17 protein-coding genes are annotated in these 21,814 nt (G+C 62.0%); 9 read left to right on the top strand and 8 right to left on the bottom strand.

Going from position 1 to position 21,814, the window contains the following annotated elements; genetic code table 11:
• The first annotated feature begins 95 nt into the window (after positions 1–95).
• The 4 genes from clpX to UB48_RS25920 all read left to right on the top strand — a co-directional run bounded on the left by clpX (position 96) and on the right by UB48_RS25920 (position 6,418).
• Entirely contained in the window at positions 96–1,379 is a 1,284-nt protein-coding gene (gene clpX / locus UB48_RS25935; RefSeq protein WP_010224368.1) for an ATP-dependent Clp protease ATP-binding subunit ClpX, read from the top strand.
• A gap of 151 nt (positions 1,380–1,530) precedes the next feature.
• Entirely contained in the window at positions 1,531–3,927 is a 2,397-nt protein-coding gene (gene lon / locus UB48_RS25930; protein ID WP_045202125.1) for an endopeptidase La, read from the top strand.
• A 148-nt stretch (positions 3,928–4,075) separates the two neighbouring features.
• Positions 4,076–4,348, top strand: a complete 273-nt coding sequence (locus tag UB48_RS25925; RefSeq protein WP_045202124.1) for an HU family DNA-binding protein — start codon at positions 4,076–4,078, stop codon at positions 4,346–4,348.
• A gap of 198 nt (positions 4,349–4,546) precedes the next feature.
• A complete protein-coding gene (locus UB48_RS25920; RefSeq protein ID WP_045202122.1) occupies positions 4,547–6,418 on the top strand; it encodes a SurA N-terminal domain-containing protein in 1,872 nt (623 codons plus the stop codon).
• Positions 6,419–6,552: 134 nt separating this feature from the next.
• Here UB48_RS25920 and UB48_RS25915 read toward each other — a convergent pair whose 3' ends face one another.
• From UB48_RS25915 to gloB, 7 genes are all read right to left on the bottom strand, one after another.
• Complete coding sequence (locus UB48_RS25915; protein WP_045202120.1) at positions 6,553–8,160, bottom strand: ABC transporter ATP-binding protein; 1,608 nt, start codon at positions 8,158–8,160, stop codon at positions 6,553–6,555.
• Between the two features lies 1 nt (position 8,161).
• A complete protein-coding gene (locus tag UB48_RS25910) occupies positions 8,162–9,181 on the bottom strand; it encodes an ABC transporter permease (RefSeq protein WP_045202118.1) in 1,020 nt (339 codons plus the stop codon).
• A 1-nt stretch (position 9,182) separates the two neighbouring features.
• Positions 9,183–10,256: a microcin C ABC transporter permease YejB gene (locus UB48_RS25905; RefSeq protein WP_045202116.1), complete on the bottom strand. Its 1,074-nt coding sequence runs from the start codon at positions 10,254–10,256 to the stop codon at positions 9,183–9,185.
• Position 10,257: 1 nt separating this feature from the next.
• Positions 10,258–12,111, bottom strand: a complete 1,854-nt coding sequence (locus tag UB48_RS25900) for an extracellular solute-binding protein (RefSeq protein WP_045202114.1) — start codon at positions 12,109–12,111, stop codon at positions 10,258–10,260.
• Positions 12,108–13,937: an extracellular solute-binding protein gene (locus UB48_RS25895; protein ID WP_045202218.1), complete on the bottom strand. Its 1,830-nt coding sequence runs from the start codon at positions 13,935–13,937 to the stop codon at positions 12,108–12,110. Before UB48_RS25895 ends, UB48_RS25900 begins: the two co-directional genes overlap by 4 nt.
• Before the next feature lie 126 nt (positions 13,938–14,063).
• Positions 14,064–15,488 carry a LysM peptidoglycan-binding domain-containing protein gene (locus UB48_RS25890; protein WP_045202112.1) on the bottom strand — a complete coding sequence of 475 codons (1,425 nt, stop codon included), beginning with the start codon at positions 15,486–15,488 and terminating at the stop codon, positions 14,064–14,066.
• Positions 15,489–15,587: 99 nt separating this feature from the next.
• Complete coding sequence (gene gloB, locus UB48_RS25885; protein WP_045202110.1) at positions 15,588–16,367, bottom strand: hydroxyacylglutathione hydrolase; 780 nt, start codon at positions 16,365–16,367, stop codon at positions 15,588–15,590.
• 79 nt (positions 16,368–16,446) lie between these two features.
• On the opposite strand from gloB, the gene UB48_RS25880 reads away from it, so the two are divergent.
• The 4 genes from UB48_RS25880 to UB48_RS25865 all read left to right on the top strand — a co-directional run bounded on the left by UB48_RS25880 (position 16,447) and on the right by UB48_RS25865 (position 20,872).
• Entirely contained in the window at positions 16,447–17,205 is a 759-nt protein-coding gene (locus tag UB48_RS25880; RefSeq protein WP_045202108.1) for a class I SAM-dependent methyltransferase, read from the top strand.
• A gap of 51 nt (positions 17,206–17,256) precedes the next feature.
• Positions 17,257–17,703, top strand: a complete 447-nt coding sequence (rnhA, locus tag UB48_RS25875) for a ribonuclease HI (RefSeq protein ID WP_045202106.1) — start codon at positions 17,257–17,259, stop codon at positions 17,701–17,703.
• Positions 17,704–17,791: 88 nt separating this feature from the next.
• The gene (gene dnaQ / locus UB48_RS25870) at positions 17,792–18,538 is read left to right on the top strand and encodes a DNA polymerase III subunit epsilon (RefSeq protein ID WP_256326779.1); all 747 of its coding nucleotides are present in this window, start codon (positions 17,792–17,794) and stop codon (positions 18,536–18,538) included.
• Between the two features lie 78 nt (positions 18,539–18,616).
• The gene (locus UB48_RS25865) at positions 18,617–20,872 is read left to right on the top strand and encodes an Orn/Lys/Arg decarboxylase N-terminal domain-containing protein (protein WP_045202104.1); all 2,256 of its coding nucleotides are present in this window, start codon (positions 18,617–18,619) and stop codon (positions 20,870–20,872) included.
• A gap of 6 nt (positions 20,873–20,878) precedes the next feature.
• Here UB48_RS25865 and UB48_RS25860 read toward each other — a convergent pair whose 3' ends face one another.
• The gene (locus UB48_RS25860) at positions 20,879–21,097 is read right to left on the bottom strand and encodes a hypothetical protein (protein WP_038996154.1); all 219 of its coding nucleotides are present in this window, start codon (positions 21,095–21,097) and stop codon (positions 20,879–20,881) included.
• 150 nt (positions 21,098–21,247) lie between these two features.
• Here UB48_RS25860 and UB48_RS25855 point away from each other — a divergent pair, with 150 nt between their 5' ends.
• A complete protein-coding gene (locus tag UB48_RS25855; RefSeq protein ID WP_045202102.1) occupies positions 21,248–21,802 on the top strand; it encodes an NADPH-dependent FMN reductase in 555 nt (184 codons plus the stop codon).
• Positions 21,803–21,814 lie beyond the last annotated feature (12 nt).

Here is a 21,814-nt window from a genome sequence, read left to right as displayed (position 1 = left end):
AGCAGGCGGGCGCGCATTGCGCCTACCTGCGGACTTGAAAAAGCCCGCAATTGCCTTCATCTTGTGTTGCAAGCCTACCGGATTGGATCGATCGAATGACTGACACCCGTAACGGCGAGGACAACGGCAAATTGCTCTATTGCTCCTTCTGCGGCAAAAGCCAGCACGAAGTGCGCAAGTTGATTGCCGGCCCCTCGGTATTTATCTGCGACGAGTGCGTCGACCTGTGCAACGACATCATCCGTGAGGAGGTGCAGGAAGCCCAGGCCGAGAGCAGCGCGCATAAACTGCCTTCGCCGAAAGAAATCAGCACCATCCTGGACCAGTACGTCATTGGTCAGGAGCGTGCGAAAAAGGTACTGGCGGTAGCGGTGTACAACCACTACAAACGCCTGAATCAACGCGACAAGAAGAACGACGACGTCGAGCTCGGCAAGAGTAACATCCTGCTGATCGGTCCGACGGGCTCGGGTAAGACCCTGCTCGCCGAAACCCTCGCGCGTCTGTTGAATGTACCGTTCACCATCGCCGATGCCACCACCCTGACCGAAGCCGGTTACGTGGGTGAGGACGTCGAGAACATCATTCAAAAACTGCTGCAGAAGTGCGACTACGACGTGGAAAAGGCCCAGATGGGCATTGTCTACATCGACGAAATCGACAAGATCTCGCGCAAGTCGGACAACCCGTCCATCACCCGCGACGTTTCGGGCGAGGGCGTGCAGCAGGCGCTGCTCAAGCTGATCGAAGGCACGGTCGCTTCGGTACCGCCGCAAGGTGGCCGCAAGCACCCGCAGCAGGAATTCCTGCAGGTCGATACGCGTAACATCCTGTTTATCTGTGGCGGTGCGTTCTCGGGCCTCGAAAAGGTCATCCAGGCGCGTTCCACCCGCGGCGGCATCGGCTTTGGTGCCGAAGTACGCAGCAAGCAGGAAGGCAAGAAGGTTGGCGAGTCGCTGCGTGAAGTCGAGCCTGACGATCTGGTCAAGTTCGGTCTGATCCCGGAGTTCGTCGGTCGTCTGCCAGTTCTGGCGACCCTCGACGAGCTCGACGAAGCTGCCTTGATGCAGATTCTGACCGAGCCGAAGAACGCCCTGACCAAGCAGTATGCCAAGCTGTTCGAAATGGAAGGCGTGGACCTGGAGTTCCGCAGTGATGCGCTCAAATCCGTGGCCCGCAAGGCCCTGGAGCGCAAGACCGGGGCCCGTGGCCTGCGTTCGATCCTCGAAGGCATCCTGCTCGACACCATGTACGAGATTCCTTCGCAGAAGGATGTCAGCAAGGTGGTGATCGACGAGAGCGTCATCGATGGCTCTTCGCAGCCGCTGTTGATCTACGAGAACAGCGAGCCGCAAGCCAAGGCTGCACCCGACGTCTGAGTCGCCACGCGGCTCGATTCAAGCAAGGGGCCTTCGGGCCCCTTTGCTTTTCCTGTCGCAGAGCTTGTTTTTTTGCGGGCCTGCCCCCACATTAACTCCACGCTCAAAATCCATCGGTTTCCGGCCATAAGGCCGCTGTAGAGGCGAAATCATGAAGACCACCCTCGACTTGCCTCTCTTGCCATTGCGCGATGTCGTCGTCTATCCGCACATGGTCATCCCACTGTTCGTGGGGCGCGAGAAGTCCATCGAGGCCCTTGAGGCCGCGATGACGGGCGAGAAGCAGATTCTCCTGCTGGCCCAGAAGAACCCCGCTGACGACGATCCAGGCGAAGACGCCCTGTACCGCGTCGGTACCATTGCCACCGTCCTGCAACTGCTGAAACTGCCCGATGGCACCGTCAAGGTGCTGGTCGAAGGCGAACAGCGCGGTGCGGTCGAGCGTTTCAACGAAGTCGACGGCCACATTCGTGCCGAAGTTTCGCTGATCGACGAATCCCAGGCTGCCGAGCGCGAGTCTGAAGTCTTCGTCCGCAGCTTGCTGTCACAATTTGAACAATATGTTCAGCTGGGCAAGAAAGTCCCGGCTGAAGTCCTGTCGTCGCTCAACAGCATCGATGAGCCCGGGCGCCTGGTCGACACCATGGCAGCGCACATGGCGCTGAAGATCGAGCAGAAGCAGGAAATCCTCGAGATCCTCGACCTGTCGGCTCGTGTCGAACACGTGCTGGCGCTGCTGGATGCCGAAATCGACCTGCTGCAGGTCGAGAAGCGTATCCGTGGCCGGGTCAAGAAACAGATGGAGCGCAGCCAGCGCGAGTACTACCTGAATGAGCAGATGAAGGCCATTCAGAAAGAGCTCGGCGACAGCGAAGAAGGTCACAACGAAGTCGAGGAGCTGAAAAAGCGTCTCGACGCTGCCGGCCTGCCGAAGGACGCCTACGCCAAGGCCCAGGCCGAGCTGAACAAGCTCAAGCAGATGTCGCCGATGTCGGCCGAAGCCACTGTGGTGCGCTCGTACCTCGACTGGCTGGTGCAGGTGCCGTGGAAGGCGCAGAGCAAGGTGCGTCTGGACCTGGCCAAGGCCGAGGAAATTCTCGACGCCGACCATTACGGCCTGGAGGAGGTCAAGGAGCGCATCCTTGAGTACCTCGCAGTGCAAAAACGGGTGAAAAAGATCCGTGGTCCGGTACTGTGCCTGGTCGGGCCGCCTGGCGTGGGTAAAACCTCGCTGGCCGAGTCGATCGCCAGTGCCACCAACCGCAAGTTCGTACGCATGGCCCTCGGTGGCGTGCGCGACGAGGCCGAGATTCGCGGTCACCGCCGTACCTATATCGGTTCGATGCCCGGTCGTCTGATTCAGAAAATGACCAAGGTTGGCGTACGCAACCCGCTGTTCCTGCTCGACGAAATCGACAAGATGGGCAGCGACATGCGCGGCGATCCGGCCTCGGCGTTGCTGGAAGTGCTCGACCCCGAGCAGAACCACAACTTCAACGATCACTACCTGGAAGTCGACTACGACCTCTCGGACGTGATGTTCCTCTGCACCTCGAACTCGATGAACATCCCGCCAGCCTTGCTGGACCGGATGGAAGTCATCCGCCTGCCGGGTTACACCGAGGACGAGAAGATCAACATCGCGGTCAAGTACCTGTCGCCCAAGCAGATCAAGGCCAACGGCCTGAAAAAGGGCGAGCTGGAGATCGACGTCTCGGCGATCCGCGACATCATCCGCTACTACACCCGCGAAGCCGGCGTGCGGGGCCTGGAGCGCCAGATCGCGAAAATCTGCCGCAAGGTGGTCAAGGAGCACGCCGGCCTCAAGCAGGTGGCGGTGAAGGTTACTGGCGAGCAGCTCGAGCACTACCTGGGCGTGCGCAAGTACCGCTACGGCCTGGCCGAGCAGCAGGATCAGGTTGGCCAGGTCACCGGCCTTGCCTGGACCCAGGTGGGCGGCGAACTGCTGACCATTGAAGCTGCAGTGATTCCGGGCAAGGGTCAGCTGATCAAGACCGGCTCGCTCGGTGACGTCATGGTCGAGTCCATCACTGCCGCGCAAACCGTGGTGCGCAGCCGCGCCCGCAGCCTGGGGATTCCTGCCGACTTCCACGAGAAGCGCGATACCCACATCCACATGCCCGAAGGCGCCACGCCCAAGGATGGTCCAAGTGCCGGTATCGGCATGTGCACCGCCCTGGTTTCGGCCCTGACCCAGATCCCGGTGCGTGCCGATGTGGCCATGACCGGCGAGATCACCTTGCGTGGTCAGGTGCTGGCAATCGGTGGTTTGAAGGAAAAACTGCTGGCCGCTCACCGGGGTGGAATCAAGACGGTGATCATTCCGGAAGAGAATGTGCGTGATCTGAAGGAAATTCCTGAGAATATTAAGCAGGATCTGCAGATTAAACCGGTCAAATGGATTGACGAAGTCCTCCAAATTGCGCTGCAATACGCCCCGGAGCCCTTGCCCGATGTGGCTCCGGAGATTGTCGCCAAGGATGAAAAGCGCGACAGCGATTCCAAGGAAAGAATCAGCACACATTAGTACGTATTTGGCTGGGGGGCTTTCTTGACAGTATTTTCAGGCCCTTGTTATAAAGCGGCACTTAAGTGTCAACAGGCCACCCAGCGCTCGTTTAGCTTTTCATTACATACTTAGAAACAAACTCAATAGAGATATAAGGGGACTTAGAGTGAACAAGTCGGAACTGATTGACGCTATCGCCGCATCTGCTGATATTTCGAAAGCTGCCGCTGGCAAAGCGCTGGACGCAGTAATCGAATCCGTCACCGGCGCCCTGAAGGCAGGTGACTCCGTGGTACTGGTAGGTTTCGGTACCTTCTCGGTCACCGACCGTCCAGCTCGCACCGGCCGCAACCCGCAAACCGGCAAGACTCTGGAAATCCCTGCCGCCAAGAAGCCTGGCTTCAAGGCTGGCAAGGCTCTGAAAGAAGCCGTCAACTAAGTCGCTTCCTTCAGGCTCACGCCTAACCGAGCCGGGCTCACGCCTGGTCCGGCTGCCGAGCGCCGGGAGGCCTGATACCAGGTTCCCGGCGCTCGGCCAGTTACGAGAAGGCGCATCCTCGGATGCGCCTTTCTTCTATCAGGACTCTACCCACGCTCCACGGTTGGTTCATTCAGTACAACCGTTTCTGGGGGACGCATGCTGCAGAATATCAGGGACAATTCACAAGGTTGGATTGCCAAGACCATCATCGGTGTCATCGTAGCCTTGATGGCACTGACCGGCTTCGATGCCATCTTCCAGGCCACCACCCACAGCCAGGACGCTGCCAAGGTCAATGGCGACAAGATCAGCCAGAACGAGCTGAGCCAGGCCGTCGACATGCAACGTCGACAGCTGATGCAACAGCTGGGCAAGGATTTCGATCCGGCCATGCTCAACGAGCAAATGCTGCGTGAAGCCGCGCTCAAGGGCTTGATCGATCGCAAGTTGCTGCTTCAAGGCGCCGAAGACGCCAAGTTCGCTTTCTCCGAAGCTGCCCTCGACCAACTGATCCTGCAAACCCCTGAGTTCCAGGTGGACGGCAAGTTCAGCCCCGAGCGCTTCGATCAGGTCATTCGCCAGATGGGCTACGGCCGTCTGCAGTTCCGCGAAATGCTGGCTCAGGAAATGCTCATCGGCCAACTGCGCACCGGCCTTGCCGGCAGCGGTTTTGTTACCGACGACCAGGTCGACGCTTTTGCCCGTCTGGAAAAACAGACCCGTGATTTCGCTTCGCTGACCTTCAAGGCCGATCCGGCCGCGGTCAAGGTTACCGACGAGCAGATCAAGGCGCACTACGACGAACACGCCAAGGAGTTCATGAGCCCCGACCAGGTCGTCATCGACTACATCGAGCTGAAGAAATCCGCGTTCTTCGACCAGGTTGAAGTCAACCAGGACGAGCTCAAGGCGCTGTACGAGAAAGAAATCGCCAACCTGGCCGAGCAGCGGCATGCCGCGCACATTCTTGTTGAAATCAATGACAAGGTGAACGAGGGGCAGGCCAAGGCCAAGATCGAAGAAATCCAGGCGCGCCTGGCCAAGGGCGAAGACTTTGCCACCCTGGCCAAGGAGTTCTCCCAGGACCCGGGCTCGGCCAGCAATGGCGGTGACCTCGGTTATGCCGGCCAGGGCGTTTATGATCCGGCCTTCGAAGACGCGCTGTATGCGCTGAACAAGGACCAGGTCTCGGGCCCGGTGCGTACCGAATACGGTTTCCACCTGATCAAACTGCTCGATGTGCAGGCGCCTGAAGTGCCAAGCTTCGACAGCCTGAAAGACAAGCTGACCCGTGAGCTGAAAACCCAGCAGGTCGAACAGCGCTTTGTCGAAGTGACCAAGCAGCTGGAAGACTCGGCCTTCGAAGCCTCCGACCTGGCCCAGCCGGCGCAGGAACTGGGCCTGAAGGTACATACCTCGCCAGCGTTCGGTCGTGAAGGCGGCGAAGGCATCACCGCCAACCGCGCGGTGATCCAGGCGGCATTCAGCACTGAAGTGCTGGAAGAAGGCTCCAACAGCACGGCGATCGAGCTGGATCCGGAAACCATCGTGGTGCTGCGCGTCAAGGAACACCGCAAGCCTGAGCAACTGGGCCTTGAAGTGGTCTCCGAGAGCATCCGCAAGCACCTGGCCAAAGAGCAGGCGACTGCTGCCCTGAAGACCAAGGCCGATGCCCTGATCGCCGGTCTGCGCGACGGCAAGATTGCCTTGGCGGCCAGCCAGGACGGTCAGGCCTGGAAGGTTCAGGAGGCGGTATCGCGTAGCCAGGACGGTATCGACCCGGTCGAGCTGCAGGCACTGTTCCGCATGAGCAAGCCTGAAGCCAAGGACAAGCCGGTGTACGCCAGCGTCACCCTTAACGATGGTAGCCTGGTGGTACTGCGTCTGAACGGCGTCAACGAAGGCACAGCGGCCACTGAAGAAGAGAAAGCGAGCTACCGCCGCTTCCTCGCTTCGCGCGCCGGCCAGCAGGACTTCGCGGCATACCGCAAGCAGCTGGAAGCCAAAGCGGATATCACTCGCTACTGAGTGCTGGATGCTTGAAACAGAAAAGGCCGCTTATGCGGCCTTTTTTGTTTTCAGGGTCTAGGGATGCACTGGCTCCTGTGGGAGCTGGCTTGCCAGCGATCGAGCGCGAAGCGGGCGTAATCCAGGCGACGCGACTAGGCCGGCGTCGGCACCAGAAACGCCGCCTCCAGCAACTGCCGGGTATACGCATGCTGCGGGTCGGCAAAGATGTCCGCCGCCACCCCTTGCTCCACCACCTGGCCTTGCTTGACCACCATCAACTGGTGGCTGAGCGCCTTGACCACCGCCAGGTCGTGGCTGATGAACAGGTAGGTGAGGTTGTACTTGCTCTGCAATGAGCGCAACAGCTCGACCACCTGGCGCTGCACGGTGCGGTCCAGGGCCGAGGTCGGCTCATCGAGCAGGATAAGTGCCGGTTTGAGCACCAGTGCCCGGGCAATGGCGATGCGCTGGCGTTGGCCGCCAGAGAACTCGTGCGGGTAACGGTGCCGCGCCTGCGGATCAAGGCCGACCTCTTGCAGGGCGGCAATGATTGCCTGCTCCTGCTCGGCGGCGCTGCCCATGCGGTGGATGCGCAGGCCTTCACCGACGATGTCGCTGACGCACATGCGCGGGCTGAGGCTGCCGAACGGGTCCTGGAAAACCACCTGCATCTGCCGGCGCAGCGGGCGTACCTGCTGCTGGGTCAGGTGCTCAAGGCTCGTGCCCTGAAAGCGGATGCTGCCCTGGCTGCCCAGCAGGCGCAGGATCGCCAGCCCCAGGGTCGACTTGCCCGAACCGCTTTCGCCGACAATGCCCAGGGTCTGGCCCTGGGGCAGGTCGAAGTTGATGCCGTCCACCGCCTTGACGTAATCGACGGTGCGTCGCAACAGACCCTTCTTGATCGGGAACCACACGCGCAGGTTCTCGACCTGCAGCATCGGCGCGCCGGGCGGGTTGCCGGCCGGGCCGCCGCTGGGCTCGGCACCGAGGAGCATCTGCGTGTAGGGATGCTTGGGGTGGCGGAACAGTGCTTCACAGTCGGCTTGCTCGACGATCTGGCCCTTTTGCATCACGCAGACCCGGTGGGCAATGCGCTTGACCAGGTTGAGGTCGTGGCTGATCAGCAGCAGCGCCATGCCCAGGCGTGCCTGCAGGGACTTGAGCAACTCGAGGATCTTCAACTGCACGGTGACGTCCAGCGCCGTGGTCGGTTCGTCGGCGATCAGCAGGTCAGGCTCGTTGGCCAGGGCCATGGCAATCATCACACGCTGCCTCTGGCCGCCTGAGAGCTCGTGTGGCAGCGCTTTGAGGCGTTTGTGCGGCTCGGGTATGCCGACCATCGCCAACAGCTCCAGGGTGCGCTCGGTGGCCGCCTTGCCGCGCAGGCCCTTGTGCAGCAGGAGGATCTCGTTGATCTGCTTTTCGATGTTGTGCAGCGGGTTGAGCGAGGTCATCGGCTCCTGGAAGATCATCGCCACGCGGTTGCCGCGTATGCGCCGCATCTTTTTCTCGTCGAGGGTCAGCAGGTCTTGCCCTTCGAACAGGATGCTGCCGCTCGGGTGGCGGGCCAGCGGGTAGGGCAGCAGGCGCAGGATCGAGTGCGCCGTCACCGACTTGCCCGAACCGCTTTCACCGACCAGGGCCAGGGTTTCGCCGCGGCGGATGTCGAAGCTGACACCTTCGACCACCCGCTGGGATTGATCGCCGGTGACGAACTCGACGGCCAGGTCACGGACTTCGATCAAGGTTTGCTTGCTCATCTCATTTCCTCGGGTCGAAGGCATCGCGGGCGGACTCGCCGATGAACACCAGCAGGCTGAGCATCAAGGCCAGCACCGCGAAGGCGCTCATGCCCAGCCAGGGCGCTTGCAGATTGGACTTGCCCTGGGCCACCAGTTCGCCCAGCGACGGCGCGCCGGGCGGCAGGCCGAAGCCTAAGAAGTCCAGGGCGGTCAGGGTGCCGATGGCGCCGGTGAGAATGAACGGCATGAAGGTCATGGTCGAAATCATCGCGTTGGGCAGGATATGCCGGTACATGATCGCGCCGTTCTGCATGCCCAGCGCCCGTGCCGCGCGCACGTACTCAAGGTTGCGCCCGCGCAGGAACTCGGCGCGCACCACATCCACCAGGCTCATCCACGAGAACAGCAGCATGATCCCCAGCAGCCACCAGAAATTCGGTTGCACGAAGCTTGCGAGGATGATCAGCAGGTACAGCACCGGCAGCCCCGACCAGATTTCCAGGAAGCGTTGCCCGGCCAGGTCCACCCAGCCGCCGTAAAAACCCTGCAGGGCACCGGCGATCACGCCGATGATCGAGCTGAGGATGGTCAGGGTCAGGGCAAACAACACCGAGATACGGAAACCATAGATGACCCGCGCCAGCACGTCGCGGCCCTGGTCGTCGGTGCCCAGCCAGTTCTGCGCCGACGGCGGGGCGGGGGCCGGGACCTTGAGGTCGTAGTTGATGCTCTGGTAGCTGAACGGGATCGGCGCCCACAGCACGAAGCTGTCCTTGGCGGCGAGCAGTTCGCGGATGTACGGGCTCTTGTAGTTGGCTTCCAGCGGGAACTCGCCGCCGAAGGTGGTTTCCGGGTAGCGCTTGAGCGCCGGGAAATACCATTGGCCGTCGTAGCGCACGGCCAGTGGCTTGTCATTGGCGATCAGCTCGGCGCCCAGGCTCAGGCCGAACAGGATCAGGAACAGCCACAGCGACCACCAGCCGCGGCGGTTGGCCTTGAAGCGCTCGAAGCGCCGGCGATTCAGAGGTGACAGGTTCATCTCAGTGCTCCCGGCTGTCGAAGTCGATACGTGGGTCGACCAGGGTGTAGGTCAGGTCGCCGATCAGCTTCACCACCAGCCCGAGCAGGGTGAAGATGAACAGGGTGCCGAAGACCACCGGGTAGTCGCGGTTGATCGCCGCCTCGAAACTCATCAGGCCTAGGCCATCGAGGGAGAAGATCACCTCGATCAGCAGGGAGCCGGTGAAGAAGATACCGATGAACGCCGACGGGAAACCGGCGATCACCAGCAGCATGGCGTTGCGAAACACATGGCCGTAGAGCACGCGGTTAGGGCTCAGGCCCTTGGCCTTGGCGGTGACCACGTACTGCTTGTTGATCTCGTCGAGGAAGCTGTTCTTGGTCAGCAGGGTCATGGTCGCGAAGTTGCCGATCACCAGGGCGGTGACCGGCAGCACCAGGTGCCAGAAGTAATCGAGCAGCTTGCCGGCGGTGCTCAGCTCGTCGAAATTGTTCGAAGTCAGGCCGCGCAGCGGGAACCAGTCCAGGTAGCTGCCGCCAGCAAACAGCACGATCAGCAAGATGGCGAACAGGAACGCCGGAATGGCGTAGCCGATGATGATCGCCGAGCTGGTCCAGACGTCGAAGTGGCTGCCGTGGCGGGTGGCCTTGGCGATGCCCAGGGGGATCGACACCAGGTACATGATCAGCGTGCTCCACAGCCCCAGGGAGATCGACACCGGCATCTTCTCGACGATCAGGTCGATGACCTTGGCATCACGGAAGAAGCTGTCGCCAAAATCCAGGTGGGCGTAGTTCTTGATCATGATCCACAAGCGTTCCGGCGCCGATTTGTCGAAGCCGTACATCTGCTCGATTTCCTTGATCAGGGCCGGGTCCAGGCCTTGGGCGCCGCGGTAGTTGGAACCGGCCACCGAGACTTCGGCACCCCCTCCGGCAATCCGGCTGGTGGCGCCCTCGAAGCCTTCAAGCTTGGCGATCATCTGCTCGACCGGGCCGCCTGGGGCGGCCTGGATGATGATGAAGTTGATGATCAGGATGCCCAGCAGGGTCGGGATGATCAGCAGCAAACGGCGAAAGATATAGGCCAGCATGCTATTTCGCCCCTTCGGCCGCTTGCGCCTCGGGCGCCGGGTTCAGCGGCACCACCGGCTCGACATCCGGCTTGATCCACCAGGTGTTGATGCCGATGTCGTATTTGGGCGACACCTTGGGGTGGCCGATGTGGTTCCAGTAGGCCACGCGCCAGGTCTTGATGTGCCAGTTGGGGATCACGTAGAAGCCCCATTGCAGCACCCGGTCGAGGGCGCGCGAATGCTCGATCAGGCTTTGTCGCGAATCGGCGTTGATCAACTGCTCGACCAGGGTGTCGATGGCCGGGTCTTTCAGGCCGATGAAGTTGCGGCTGCCGGGGTTGTCGGCGGCGGCGCTCTGCCAGAACTCGCGTTGCTCGTTGCCCGGCGAGTTGGACTGCGGGTAGCCGCCGACGATCATGTCGAAGTCCCGTGAGCGCAGGCGGTTGATGTACTGCGAAACATCGACCCGGCGAATCACCAGGTCGATGCCCAGGTCGGCGAGGTTGCGCTTGAACGGCAGCAGGATGCGTTCGAACTCGGTCTGGGCCAGGAGAAACTCGATCGACACTGGCTTGCCCTGGGCGTCGACCATCTTGTCGTCGACGATGCGCCAGCCGGCGTCCTGCAGCAGCTTGTAGGCTTTGCGCTGCTGTTCGCGGATCATGCCGCTGCCATCGGTGACCGGGTTGGCGAAGGGCTGGGTGAACACCTGGTCGGGGATCTTGCCGCGCAGCGGTTCGAGAATTTTCAGTTCGGCGGCGTCGGGCAGGCCGGTGGCGGCCATGTCGGAGTTCTCGAAGTAGCTGCGGGTGCGGGTGTAGGCGCCGTTGAACAGCTGCTTGTTGGTCCATTCGAAGTCCAGCAGCAGGCTCAGCGCTTCACGTACCCGCACATCCTGGAACAGCGGGCGGCGGATGTTGTAGACGAAGCCCTGCATGCCGGTCGGGTTACCGTTGGGCAGCTCTTCGAGGATCAGGCGTTTCTGCCGTACGGCCGGCACGTCGTAGGCGGTGGCCCAGCTCTTGGCGGCGGTTTCCAGGCGGTAGTCGAACTGGCCGGCCTTGAGCGCTTCGAGGGTGACGGCGCTGTCGCGGTAATAGTCGGTGGTCATCTCGTCGAAGTTGTAAAAGCCGCGATTGACCGCCAGGTCCTTGCCCCAGTAGTCCTTGACCCGCTCGTAGCGAATCGAACGCCCCGGCTTGACCTCGGCGACCTTGTACGGGCCGCTGCCCAGGGGAACTTCGAGGTTGCCCTTGGTGAACTCACGGTTTTCCCAGAAGTGCTTGGGCAATACCGGCAACTGGCCGAGGATCAGCGGCAGCTCGCGGTTGTTGCTGTGCTTGAACGTGAACAATACCCGCTGCGGATCTTCGGCGATCACTTCGGCGACGTCGGCGTAGTAACCGCGGTACAGCGGTGCGCCGTGCTTGATCAGGGTGTTGAAGGTGAACACCACGTCTTCAGCCTGCATCGGCTGGCCGTCATGAAAACGTGCTTCGGGGCGCAGGTAGAAGCGTACCCAGCTGTTGTCCGGAGCTTTCTCGATCTTGCCGGCGACCAGGCCGTACTCGGTGAAGGGCTCATCCAGGCTTTGGGTCATCAGAGTGTCGTAGATCAGGCCGATGTCATCGGCGGAAACACCCTTGTTGATGAACGGGTTGAGGCTGTCGAAGCCGCCGAAGCCGGCCTGGCGGAAGGTGCCGCCCTTGGGCGCGTCGGGGTTGACGTAGTCGAAGTGCTTGAAGCCTGCCGGGTATTTCGGCGCTTCATCGTAAAGGGTCAGGGCGTGTTGCGGTGCAGCCAGTGCCTGGCCACCGAGGCAGGCCAGCAGCAGCGCGCAGGCCTTCAGGCGCAGGCGGGACATTGGCATCATTGGGCTTTCTCCGAAGGCTTGATCCACCAGCTGTTGAGCCCCAGGGTATAGGGCGGCGTGGCCACAAAGGCAAAGCGATTGCGGTAGGCCAGGCGGTGGTTGTCGAGATACCAGTTGGGAATCATGTAGTACTGCCACAGCAGCACCCGGTCCAGGGCGCGGGCGGCGGCCACTTGGTCTTCACGGCTCTGGGCGGCCAGCAGGGTGTCGAGCAGGTGATCGACCACCGGGTCTTTCACGCCAGCATAGTTCTTGCTGCCCTTGGTCGAGGCCTGGCTTGAGTGAAAGTACAGCCATTGTTCAAGGCCCGGGCTCAGGGTCTGGTTCAGGGTCATCAGAATCATGTCGAAGTCGAACTGGTCCAGGCGTTGTTTGTACTGGGCCCGGTCTACCGTGCGCAAGCGTGCTTCGATGCCAATGCTGGCGAGATTTTCGACATAAGGTTGCAGGATCCGTTCAAGGTTCGGATTGACCAGCAACAGCTCCAGCTTCAAGGGTTGCCCGGCGCTGTTGAGCAGGCGTTGGCCATTGAGCTTCCAGCCGGCCTGGCCGAGCAGCTCGAGGGCCTGGCGCAAGGTCTGGCGGTTGATCCCTCGGCCGTCGGTGTGGCTCACCGAATAGGGCTCGGTGAACAGCGCCGCAGGCAGATGTTTGCGGTAGGGCGCCAGCAGCAGCCACTCCTTGCCCACCGGCAGGCCGCTGGCGGCGAATTCGCTGTTGGGGTAGTAACTGGTGGCGCGCTGGTAGGCGCTGCTGAACAGGGCGCGGTTGGTCCACTCGAAGTCGAGCATCAGCCCCAGTGCCTGGCGAACCCGCGCATCGCTGAAGGTCGCCCGGCGACTGTTCATGAACAGGCCCTGGGTCTGGGTCGGGATCTTGTGCGGGATCTGTGCCTTGATCACATCGCCGCGGCGCACCGCCGGGAAGTTGTAGCCGTTGGCCCAGTTCTTCGCCTGGTGCTCGATGTAGATGTCGAACTCACCGGCCTTGAAGGCTTCGAAGGCCACTGCGCTGTCGCGATAGAACTCGTACTCGACGCGGTCGACGTTGTACTTGCCGCGGTTCACCGCCAGGTCCTTGCCCCAGTAGTTCTTCACCCGCTCGAACACCAGGCGTCGCCCGGGCTGCACCTGGGTGATGCGGTAGGGGCCACTGCCCAAAGGCGGCTCGAAGGTGGTGGCCTTGAAGTCGCGGCCTTTCCAGTAGTGTGCCGGCAGCACCGGCATCTCGCCCAGGCGCAGGATCAGCAGCGGGTTGCCGGCGCGCTTGAAGACAAAGCGGATGCGTCGCGGGTTGAGGATATCGACGCGTTTGACTTCCTGCAGGTTGGTCCGGTAGATCGGATGGCCTTCCTTGAGCAGGGTGCGATAGGAGAACGCCACGTCGCTGGCGGTAATTGGCTTGCCATCGTGAAAGCGCACTTCGGGGCGCAGGTTGAACACCACCCAGCTGCGGTCTTCGCTGTACTCGACCGAGCCTGCGATCAGGCCATAGCTTGAAGTGGGCTCATCACCGGAGGGGTCGTACTGGCCGGTGCCGACCATCAGGGTTTCGTTCAGCTCGCTCACCCCGTACTGCAAGAAGTTCGGCGTGGTGACCGGGCTTGAGCCCTTGAAGGTGTAGGGGTTGAGGGTGTCGAAGGTGCCAAATGCCATGGCGCGCAAGGTGCCGCCCTTGGGCGCTTGCGGATTGACCCAGTCGAAGTGGGTGAATTTGGCTGGATACTTGAGCGTGCCGAACTGGGCGTAACCGTGGCTTTCGCTGATTGTTGCGCCCGCGGGAAAGCTCAAGGCCAGGCTGAGTGACAGCAACAGGAGGGGACGTATCAAGTCGAGATCCGATCCAGGCGGCTTGGGCTTTATTCCAGCTACAGTAACAGCTTGTATCGACTGGAAAAAGAGTGCCGCGTGGGGCGGGGCAGGTGGCTCCGGTCAGTGACCGGAGCACGAACCTCAATGGTTGAGGTAGACGGTCAGGGTCTGGCCTGGCTTGAGGGCGTGGCCGCTGCGTGGGTTCCAGCGCTTGAGATGCTGCATCTCGACGTTGAAGCGCTTGGCCACCAGGTACAGCGAGTCGCCTTTGCGCACCTTGTACTGGGTGGATTTCTTCTGGTTCTTGGCGCCAACCGGCTGGGCGTTCTGCATCACCAGGGTCTGGCCGGCCTTGAGGTTCTTGCCGGAAAGCTTGTTCCAGCGCTGCAAGTCCTTGACGCTGACCTTGTTGGCCTTGGCGATGCTGGCCAGGTTGTCGCCACGCTTGACCCGGTAACGGCTGTTACGGGTTGTGGTGGTGCGCGGCGCCGCTTCGGCCATGGCAGCTTCGAACACGGCCTTTTTCGGCTGCAGGGTCAGCAGCTCTTCAGGCTTCATGTTCGACAGCGAAGCGGTCAGCAGTTGCGCCTTGGCGGTCGGCACCAGCAGTTGCTGCGGGCCGTCGACGGTCATGCGCTTCTTGAAGGCCGGGTTGAGCTGGAACAGTTCGTCTTCGTCGATCTCGGCCAGGGCTGCGACCCGTGACAGGTCGAGGCGGTCCTTGATCGCCACGGCTTCGAAGTAGGGCTCGTTGGCAATCGGGTTGAGGTTGACGCCATAGGCTTGCGGCGTCATCACCACCTGCGACAGGGCCAGCAGCTTGGGCACGTAGTCGCGGGTTTCCTGCGGCAGCGGCAGGTTCCAGTAGTCGGTTGGCAGGCCGAGCTTCTCGTTGCGCTCGATGGCGCGGCTGACCGTGCCTTCACCGGCGTTGTAGGCGGCCAGGGCCAGCAGCCAGTCGCCGTTGAACATGTCGTGCAGGCGGGTCAGGTAGTCCAGCGCGGCGTTGGTCGAGGCGGTGATATCGCGACGGCCATCGTAGAAGCGGGTCTGGCGCAGGTTGAAGTAACGCCCGGTGGACGGAATGAACTGCCACAGCCCCACCGCATGGGCCCGGGAGTAGGCCATGGGGTTGTAGGCGCTCTCGATTGCCGGCAGCAGCGCCAGCTCCAGCGGCATGTTGCGCTCTTCGAGGCGTTCGACGATGTAGTGGATGTACAGGCTGCCACGGTCGCCGGCGGTTTCGAGGAACGAAGGATTACTGGCGAACCACAGGCGTTGCTGTTCGATGCGCGGGTTGACCGCAACTCCGTCCTGCAGCACGAAGCCCTGGCGCATGCGCTCCCAGACGTCCTGGGGGGGCTGCTCGACGACCGGCTTGACCGGTACGACCAACGGCTTCTGCTTGGCCCGGGCCTGGTAGTTGTGCGCGCGAACGCTGTCGGATTCGTCGACTTGACGGGTGCTCTGGCAGCCCACGAGGGTGGCGGCCAGGGCCAGCGCACTGGCTTGGGCCAGGCGCGTCAGGGCGACGGAATTGAAGGTTCTGCGGCTAGTGGACGACATTGGCTGGGACGAAGTTCCGGGCAAAAATGTCGGGGGATTCTAGAAAGCGGCCCCCCAACGGTCAACCTTTCAGAACTTTCCGTCACCAGCAGCGGCTGTTTAGAACGTATCTTTCCAAGCACGCAACCCAGCAAAAACAGCACTTGGCGTAGGGTTTAAGTGGTCAATCCGTTCGTCTAGTTTTTCTTTAACGGATGTTTCGGTGGTCCGCAGAAAGGGGTTGGTGAGCTTTTCCAGGGCCAGGGTTGATGGCAACGTGATGCGATCTTGTGCCCTAAGCTGGGTAACGTCGGCGAAGCGTTGGGCAATGTGCGGGTTTTCAGGCTCCACCGCCTGGGCGAAGCGCAGGTTGCTCAGGGTGTATTCGTGGGTGCAATACACCAGGGTGGCGGCGGGCAGCGCGGCCAGGCGCTGCAGGGAGTGGTGCATCTGCTCCGGCGTGCCCTCGAACAGGCGCCCGCAACCGGCGGCGAACAGGGTGTCGCCGCAGAACAGCACCGGGGTGGTTGTTTGCGGGCAATAATAGGCAATGTGTCCCAGGGTGTGTCCAGGCACCGCGATAACCTGGAAATCCAGGCCCAGAACGCGCACGCTGGCGTTGTCCTCCAGGGCCTGGTCACGGCCAGGGATGCGCTCGTGGGCCGGGCCGTAGACGGTCGCGCCGGTGTGCGACTTGAGCTGCTCGACGCCACCGACATGATCGTGGTGGTGATGGGTAATGAGGATGTCGCTCAGTTGCCAGCCGGGATGGCGCTCAAGCCAGGCCAGGACCGGCGCGGCATCGCCTGGATCGACCACCGCGCAACGCTGGTTGGCAGCATCTTGCAACAACCAGATGTAGTTATCGTTGAAAGCGGGCAGGGCATCGATCTGTATCATGGTGCGATTCGCCAAACGGTGGACATGGGTGCATCTTAGTAGCTATGCGCGCTGTCGAGAACCTTCAAGGGAGACTGCAATGACCGATCAAGCCTTCGCCCAGGCCGATCCGCAGTGGCTGGAGCTGATCAGCCTGGCCCGCGACTGGTTCGCCGGCCCGTTGGGGCAAATGATGCTCAAAGAAGAGCAACGCCTGCTCGAAGAGGAACTGGGGCGTTACTTCGGCGGTTACCTGGTGCATTACGGCCCCTGCGCCGAAGCACCGCCCAAGGCCCCGCAGGTGCAGCGTAACGTGCGCCTCGGCGCGCCGCTGCCCGGGGTCGAGATCGTCTGTGAAGAACAGGCCTGGCCACTGAGCGAACATGCCGCCGACGTCGTGGTGCTGCAACATGGCCTGGACTTCAGCCTGTCGCCCCATGGCCTGCTGCGCGAGGCCGCCAGCAGTGTGCGCCCGGGTGGTCATTTGCTGATCGTCGGCATCAACCCCTGGAGCAGTTGGGGCGTACGCCGGGTGTTCGCCCATGATGCCTTGCGCAAGGCGCGCTGCATTTCCCCGTCGCGGGTTGGCGACTGGCTCAACCTGCTGGGTTTCGCGCTGGAGAAACGCCGCTTCGGGTGCTATCGTCCGCCGCTCGCATCCCCCGCCTGGCAACAGCGCCTGGCCGGCTGGGAGCGGATCGCCGGTGGCTGGCAGAGTGCTGGTGGCGGTGTCTACCTGCTGGTGGCGCGCAAGATGGTGGTCGGCCTGCGGCCCCTGCGCCTGGAGCGCCGCGAGCCGATGGGCAAACTGCTGCCGCTGCCGATGGCCAAGGTCAACCGGCGCCATTCCGAACCCTGAGTTCCGGGCCCCAAGGGCGCGGGGCCAAATCATTGATGAAAAAGGCTGTAAATGAGCGATAGCGTCGAAATCTTCACCGATGGTGCCTGTAAGGGCAACCCCGGCCCGGGCGGCTGGGGTGTGCTGATGGTGTGCAAGGGCGTCGAAAAGGAGCTGTGGGGCGGCGAACGCGAGACCACCAACAACCGTATGGAACTGATGGCGGCGATCAAGGGCCTGGAAGCGCTCAAGCGCGAGTGCGAAGTGCTGCTGGTCACCGACTCCCAGTACGTGATGAAAGGCATCACCGAGTGGATGGTCAACTGGAAAAAACGCGGCTGGAAAACCGCCGCCAAAGAACCGGTAAAGAACGCCGACCTCTGGCAGTTGCTCGATGAACAGGTGGGCCGGCACAAAGTGACCTGGAAATGGGTCCGCGGGCATATTGGCCATCATGGCAACGAGCGTGCCGATCAACTGGCTAACCGCGGTGTTGACGAGGTCCGTGGTTTGCGTTGACTACACCGGCCGCCACTCGCCCTTGAGCTGAGGTAGAATGGCCGGCTTTTCACCAGACTGTACGCGGCAGGAGACCATCGGCGTGGAGATTCAGAACAACAGGTCGGTCGTCCTCGACACCGAAACCACCGGTATGCCGGTGACTGACGGCCACCGGGTCATCGAGATCGGTTGTGTCGAGCTGATGGGCCGGCGCCTGACCGGGCGCCATTTCCACGTCTACCTGCAGCCGGACCGCGAGAGTGACGAGGGCGCCATTGGCGTCCACGGCATCACTGACTCCTTCCTGCTCGACAAGCCGCGCTTTGCTGAAGTCGCCGATGAATTCTTCGAGTTCATTCAGGGCGCCCAGCTGATCATCCACAACGCGGCGTTCGACGTTGGCTTCATCAACAACGAATTCGCTTTGCTCGGCCAGCACGATCGCGCCGACATCTCCCAGCATTGCACTATCCTCGACACCCTGATGATGGCCCGCTCGCGTCATCCGGGGCAGCGCAACAGCCTCGATGCGTTGTGCAAACGCTATGGTGTCGACAACTCCGGCCGTGAGCTGCACGGCGCACTGCTCGACTCCGAGCTGCTGGCCGACGTCTACCTGAGCATGACCGGTGGCCAGACCAGCCTGTCGCTGGCCGGCCACGGTGCCGATGGCGAAGAGGAGGGCGACGACAACCGCGGCAGCGAAATTCGCCGCCTGCCTGCCAGTCGCCAGCCGGGGCGGATCATTCGCGCCAGCGAGCAGGAGCTCGAGCTGCACATGGCGCGTCTGGAAGCCATCGCCAAGTCCGCCGGTGGCCCGGCGCTGTGGCAGCAGTTGTCCGAAGCAAACTGAGGCAATTTGCCGCGCAGGGGCGCTGGCGACCTTCTACCCTGAGGTGACAGAGCTGTCACCCGGAGGAAGCGCCCGCCCATGTACAAGGACCTCAAGTTCCCCGTCCTCATCGTGCATCGCGACATCAAGGCCGATACGGTCGCTGGCGAGCGTGTTCGCGCAATTGCCCAGGAGCTGGCCCAGGACGGCTTCACCATCCTGCCGGCCGTCGATTACGCCGAAGGCCGCCTGGTCGCCGCCACCCATCACGGCCTGGCGTGCATGCTGATTGCTGCCGAAGGCGCTGGGGAAAACACTCACCTTTTACAGAACATGGTCGAACTGATTCGCCTGGCCCGGGTGCGTGCACCGCACCTGCCGATCTTCGCCCTGGGCGAGCAGGTGACCCTGGAGAATGCCCCTGCCGATGTCATGAGCGAGCTGAACCAGCTGCGCGGCATTCTCTACCTGTTCGAAGACACCGTGCCGTTTCTCGCCCGCCAGGTGGCGCGGGCCGCGCACAGTTATCTGGATGGCTTGCTGCCGCCCTTTTTCAAGGCGCTGGTGCAGCACACCGCGCAATCGAACTACTCATGGCACACCCCCGGCCATGGCGGTGGCGTGGCCTATCGCAAAAGCCCGGTCGGCCAGGCCTTTCACCAGTTCTTCGGCGAGAACACCCTGCGTTCGGACCTGTCGGTGTCGGTCCCTGAGCTGGGCTCGCTGCTCGATCACACCGGGCCGCTGGCGGCCGCCGAGGCGCGGGCGGCAAAGAATTTCGGTGCCGACCATACCTTTTTTGTGATCAATGGCACTTCGACCGCCAACAAGATTGTCTGGCACTCGATGGTCGGTCGAGATGACCTGGTGCTGGTCGACCGCAACTGCCACAAGTCGGTGGTCCACGCGATCATCATGACCGGGGCCATCCCTTTGTACCTGTGCCCGGAGCGCAACGGGCTGGGGATCATCGGGCCGATCCCGCTGAGCGAATTCAGCCAGGCCTCGATTGCCGCCAAGATCAGCGCCAACCCCCTGGCCCGGGGCCGGCCGCCCAAGGTCAAGCTGGCGGTGGTGACCAACTCCACCTATGACGGCTTGTGCTACAACGCCGAGCTGATCAAGCAGGAACTGGGCAACAGTGTCGAGGTGTTGCATTTTGATGAGGCCTGGTATGCCTACGCGGCGTTTCACGAGTTCTTCCGCGGGCGTTACGCCATGGGCACTTCGCGCAGTGCCGACAGCCCGCTGGTGTTCAGCACTCACTCGACCCACAAGCTGCTGGCTGCCTTCAGCCAGGCGTCGATGATCCATGTGCAGGACGGCGGCGCCCGCCAGCTGGACCGCGACCGCTTCAACGAAGCCTTCATGATGCATATTTCCACCTCGCCGCAGTACAGCATCCTCGCCTCGCTGGATGTCTCTTCGGCGATGATGGAAGGCCCGGCCGGGCGCTCCTTGCTGCAGGAAATGTTCGATGAGGCGCTGAGCTTTCGCCGGGCCATGGCCAACCTGCGTGAGCACATGGCCGCTGATGACTGGTGGTTCAGCATCTGGCAGCCGCCGCTGGCGGACGGTGCACGGCGGCTCGCCACCGAAGACTGGCTGTTGCAGCCACAGGCCGACTGGCACGGTTTCGTTGATGTCAGTGACGATTACGTGCTGCTCGACCCGATCAAGGTCACCCTGGTGATGCCCGGGCTCAGTGCCGGCGGCGCCTTGAGCGAGCATGGCATCCCGGCCGCGGTGGTCAGCAAGTTTCTCTGGGAGCGCGGCCTGGTGGTGGAAAAGACCGGGCTCTACACCTTCCTGGTGTTGTTCTCGATGGGCATCACCAAGGGCAAATGGAGCACGCTGCTGACCGAGTTGCTCGAGTTCAAGCGCAACTACGATGCCAACACCCGCCTGCTCGAATGCCTGCCCTGCGTCGCCCAGCTCGATCCAGTGCGTTACCAGGGCCTGGGCTTGCGCGACCTGTGTGACCAGTTGCACGCCTGCTACCGCAGCAATGCCACGGCCAAGCAACTCAAGCGCCTGTTCACGCGTTTGCCGGAAGTGGTGATGAAACCTGCCGATGCCTATGACCGGATGGTGCGCGGGGAGGTCGAGGCGGTGCCGATCGAGCAGTTGCTCGGGCGCATCGCTGCGGTGATGCTGGTGCCCTATCCGCCGGGCATTCCGTTGATCATGCCGGGGGAGCGCTTTACCGAGGCGACCCGTTCGATCATCGACTACCTGGCCTTTGCTGCTGCCTTCGACAGCGGCTTTCCCGGTTTTGTCGCCGATGTCCATGGGTTGCAGCATGAAACCACAGCGCAGGGACGGGTCTATACCGTCGATTGCATCAAGGCCTGAGCGGGCTCAAGGAATACGGATGATTTCCACGCCACTCTGGACCAGCTCAAAACGGTCTTCACCCAGGTGGTTGACCCGGTCACCGATTGCCAGCTTGTAGGTGGTAATGGGCAGGGATGCGGCGCTTCCGTCGGCCTGCAGGGTGGCTTCCTGGAACTCATGAACGGGATAGATGCGGCCCTCGGCGTCCCGTGCATGAAACTGTCCGACCAGTACTGCTGTCATTTACCGTACAACCTCTGAAGAAATAAGTATCTGTCAGGCATAGACCACTGTTTTGCCTGGTAAGTTTTGCCTGTATGGAAAAAAACTTCAGGGCCGTGCCGGATCATCTATACCTACAACTCCCTTTGTTCATCACATCAGGAATTTGCCATGAGCCAGGTGTATTCAGTCGCCGTCGTCGTCGGCAGCTTGCGCAAGGAATCCCTCAACCGCAAAGTTGCCCGCGCGCTGGCCGAGCTTGCGCCATCCAGCCTCAAGCTGCACATCGTCGAAATTGGCGAGCTGGCCTTGTACAACGAGGATATCGACGTCAATCCGCCGCAGGCCTACAAAACGTTTCGCGAGCAGATTCGCGGCAGTGATGCGCTGCTGTTTGTCACCCCCGAGTACAACCGCTCGGTGCCGGGAGTGTTGAAGAATGCCATCGATGTGGGCTCGCGGCCCTATGGCCAGAGCGCCTGGAGTGGCAAGCCCGGGGCGGTGATCAGTGTGTCGCCGGGGGCGGTGGGCGGCTTTGGTGCCAACCACCACCTGCGCCAGTCGCTGGTGTTCCTTGATGTGCCGTGCATGCAGCAACCTGAAGCGTACATCGGTGGGGCGGGAACGCTGTTTGACGACAACGGCAAGCTGTCGGAGAAGCCCCGGCCGTTCCTGCAGACCTTTATCGACAAGTTTGCCGTATGGGTCGCGCGCCACCAGAATTGAGGCACTGCACCG

This window comes from Pseudomonas sp. 2(2015), assembly GCF_000955865.1.
Classification (GTDB): domain Bacteria; phylum Pseudomonadota; class Gammaproteobacteria; order Pseudomonadales; family Pseudomonadaceae; genus Aquipseudomonas.
This window is presented reverse-complemented; position numbering and strand designations above follow the sequence as displayed.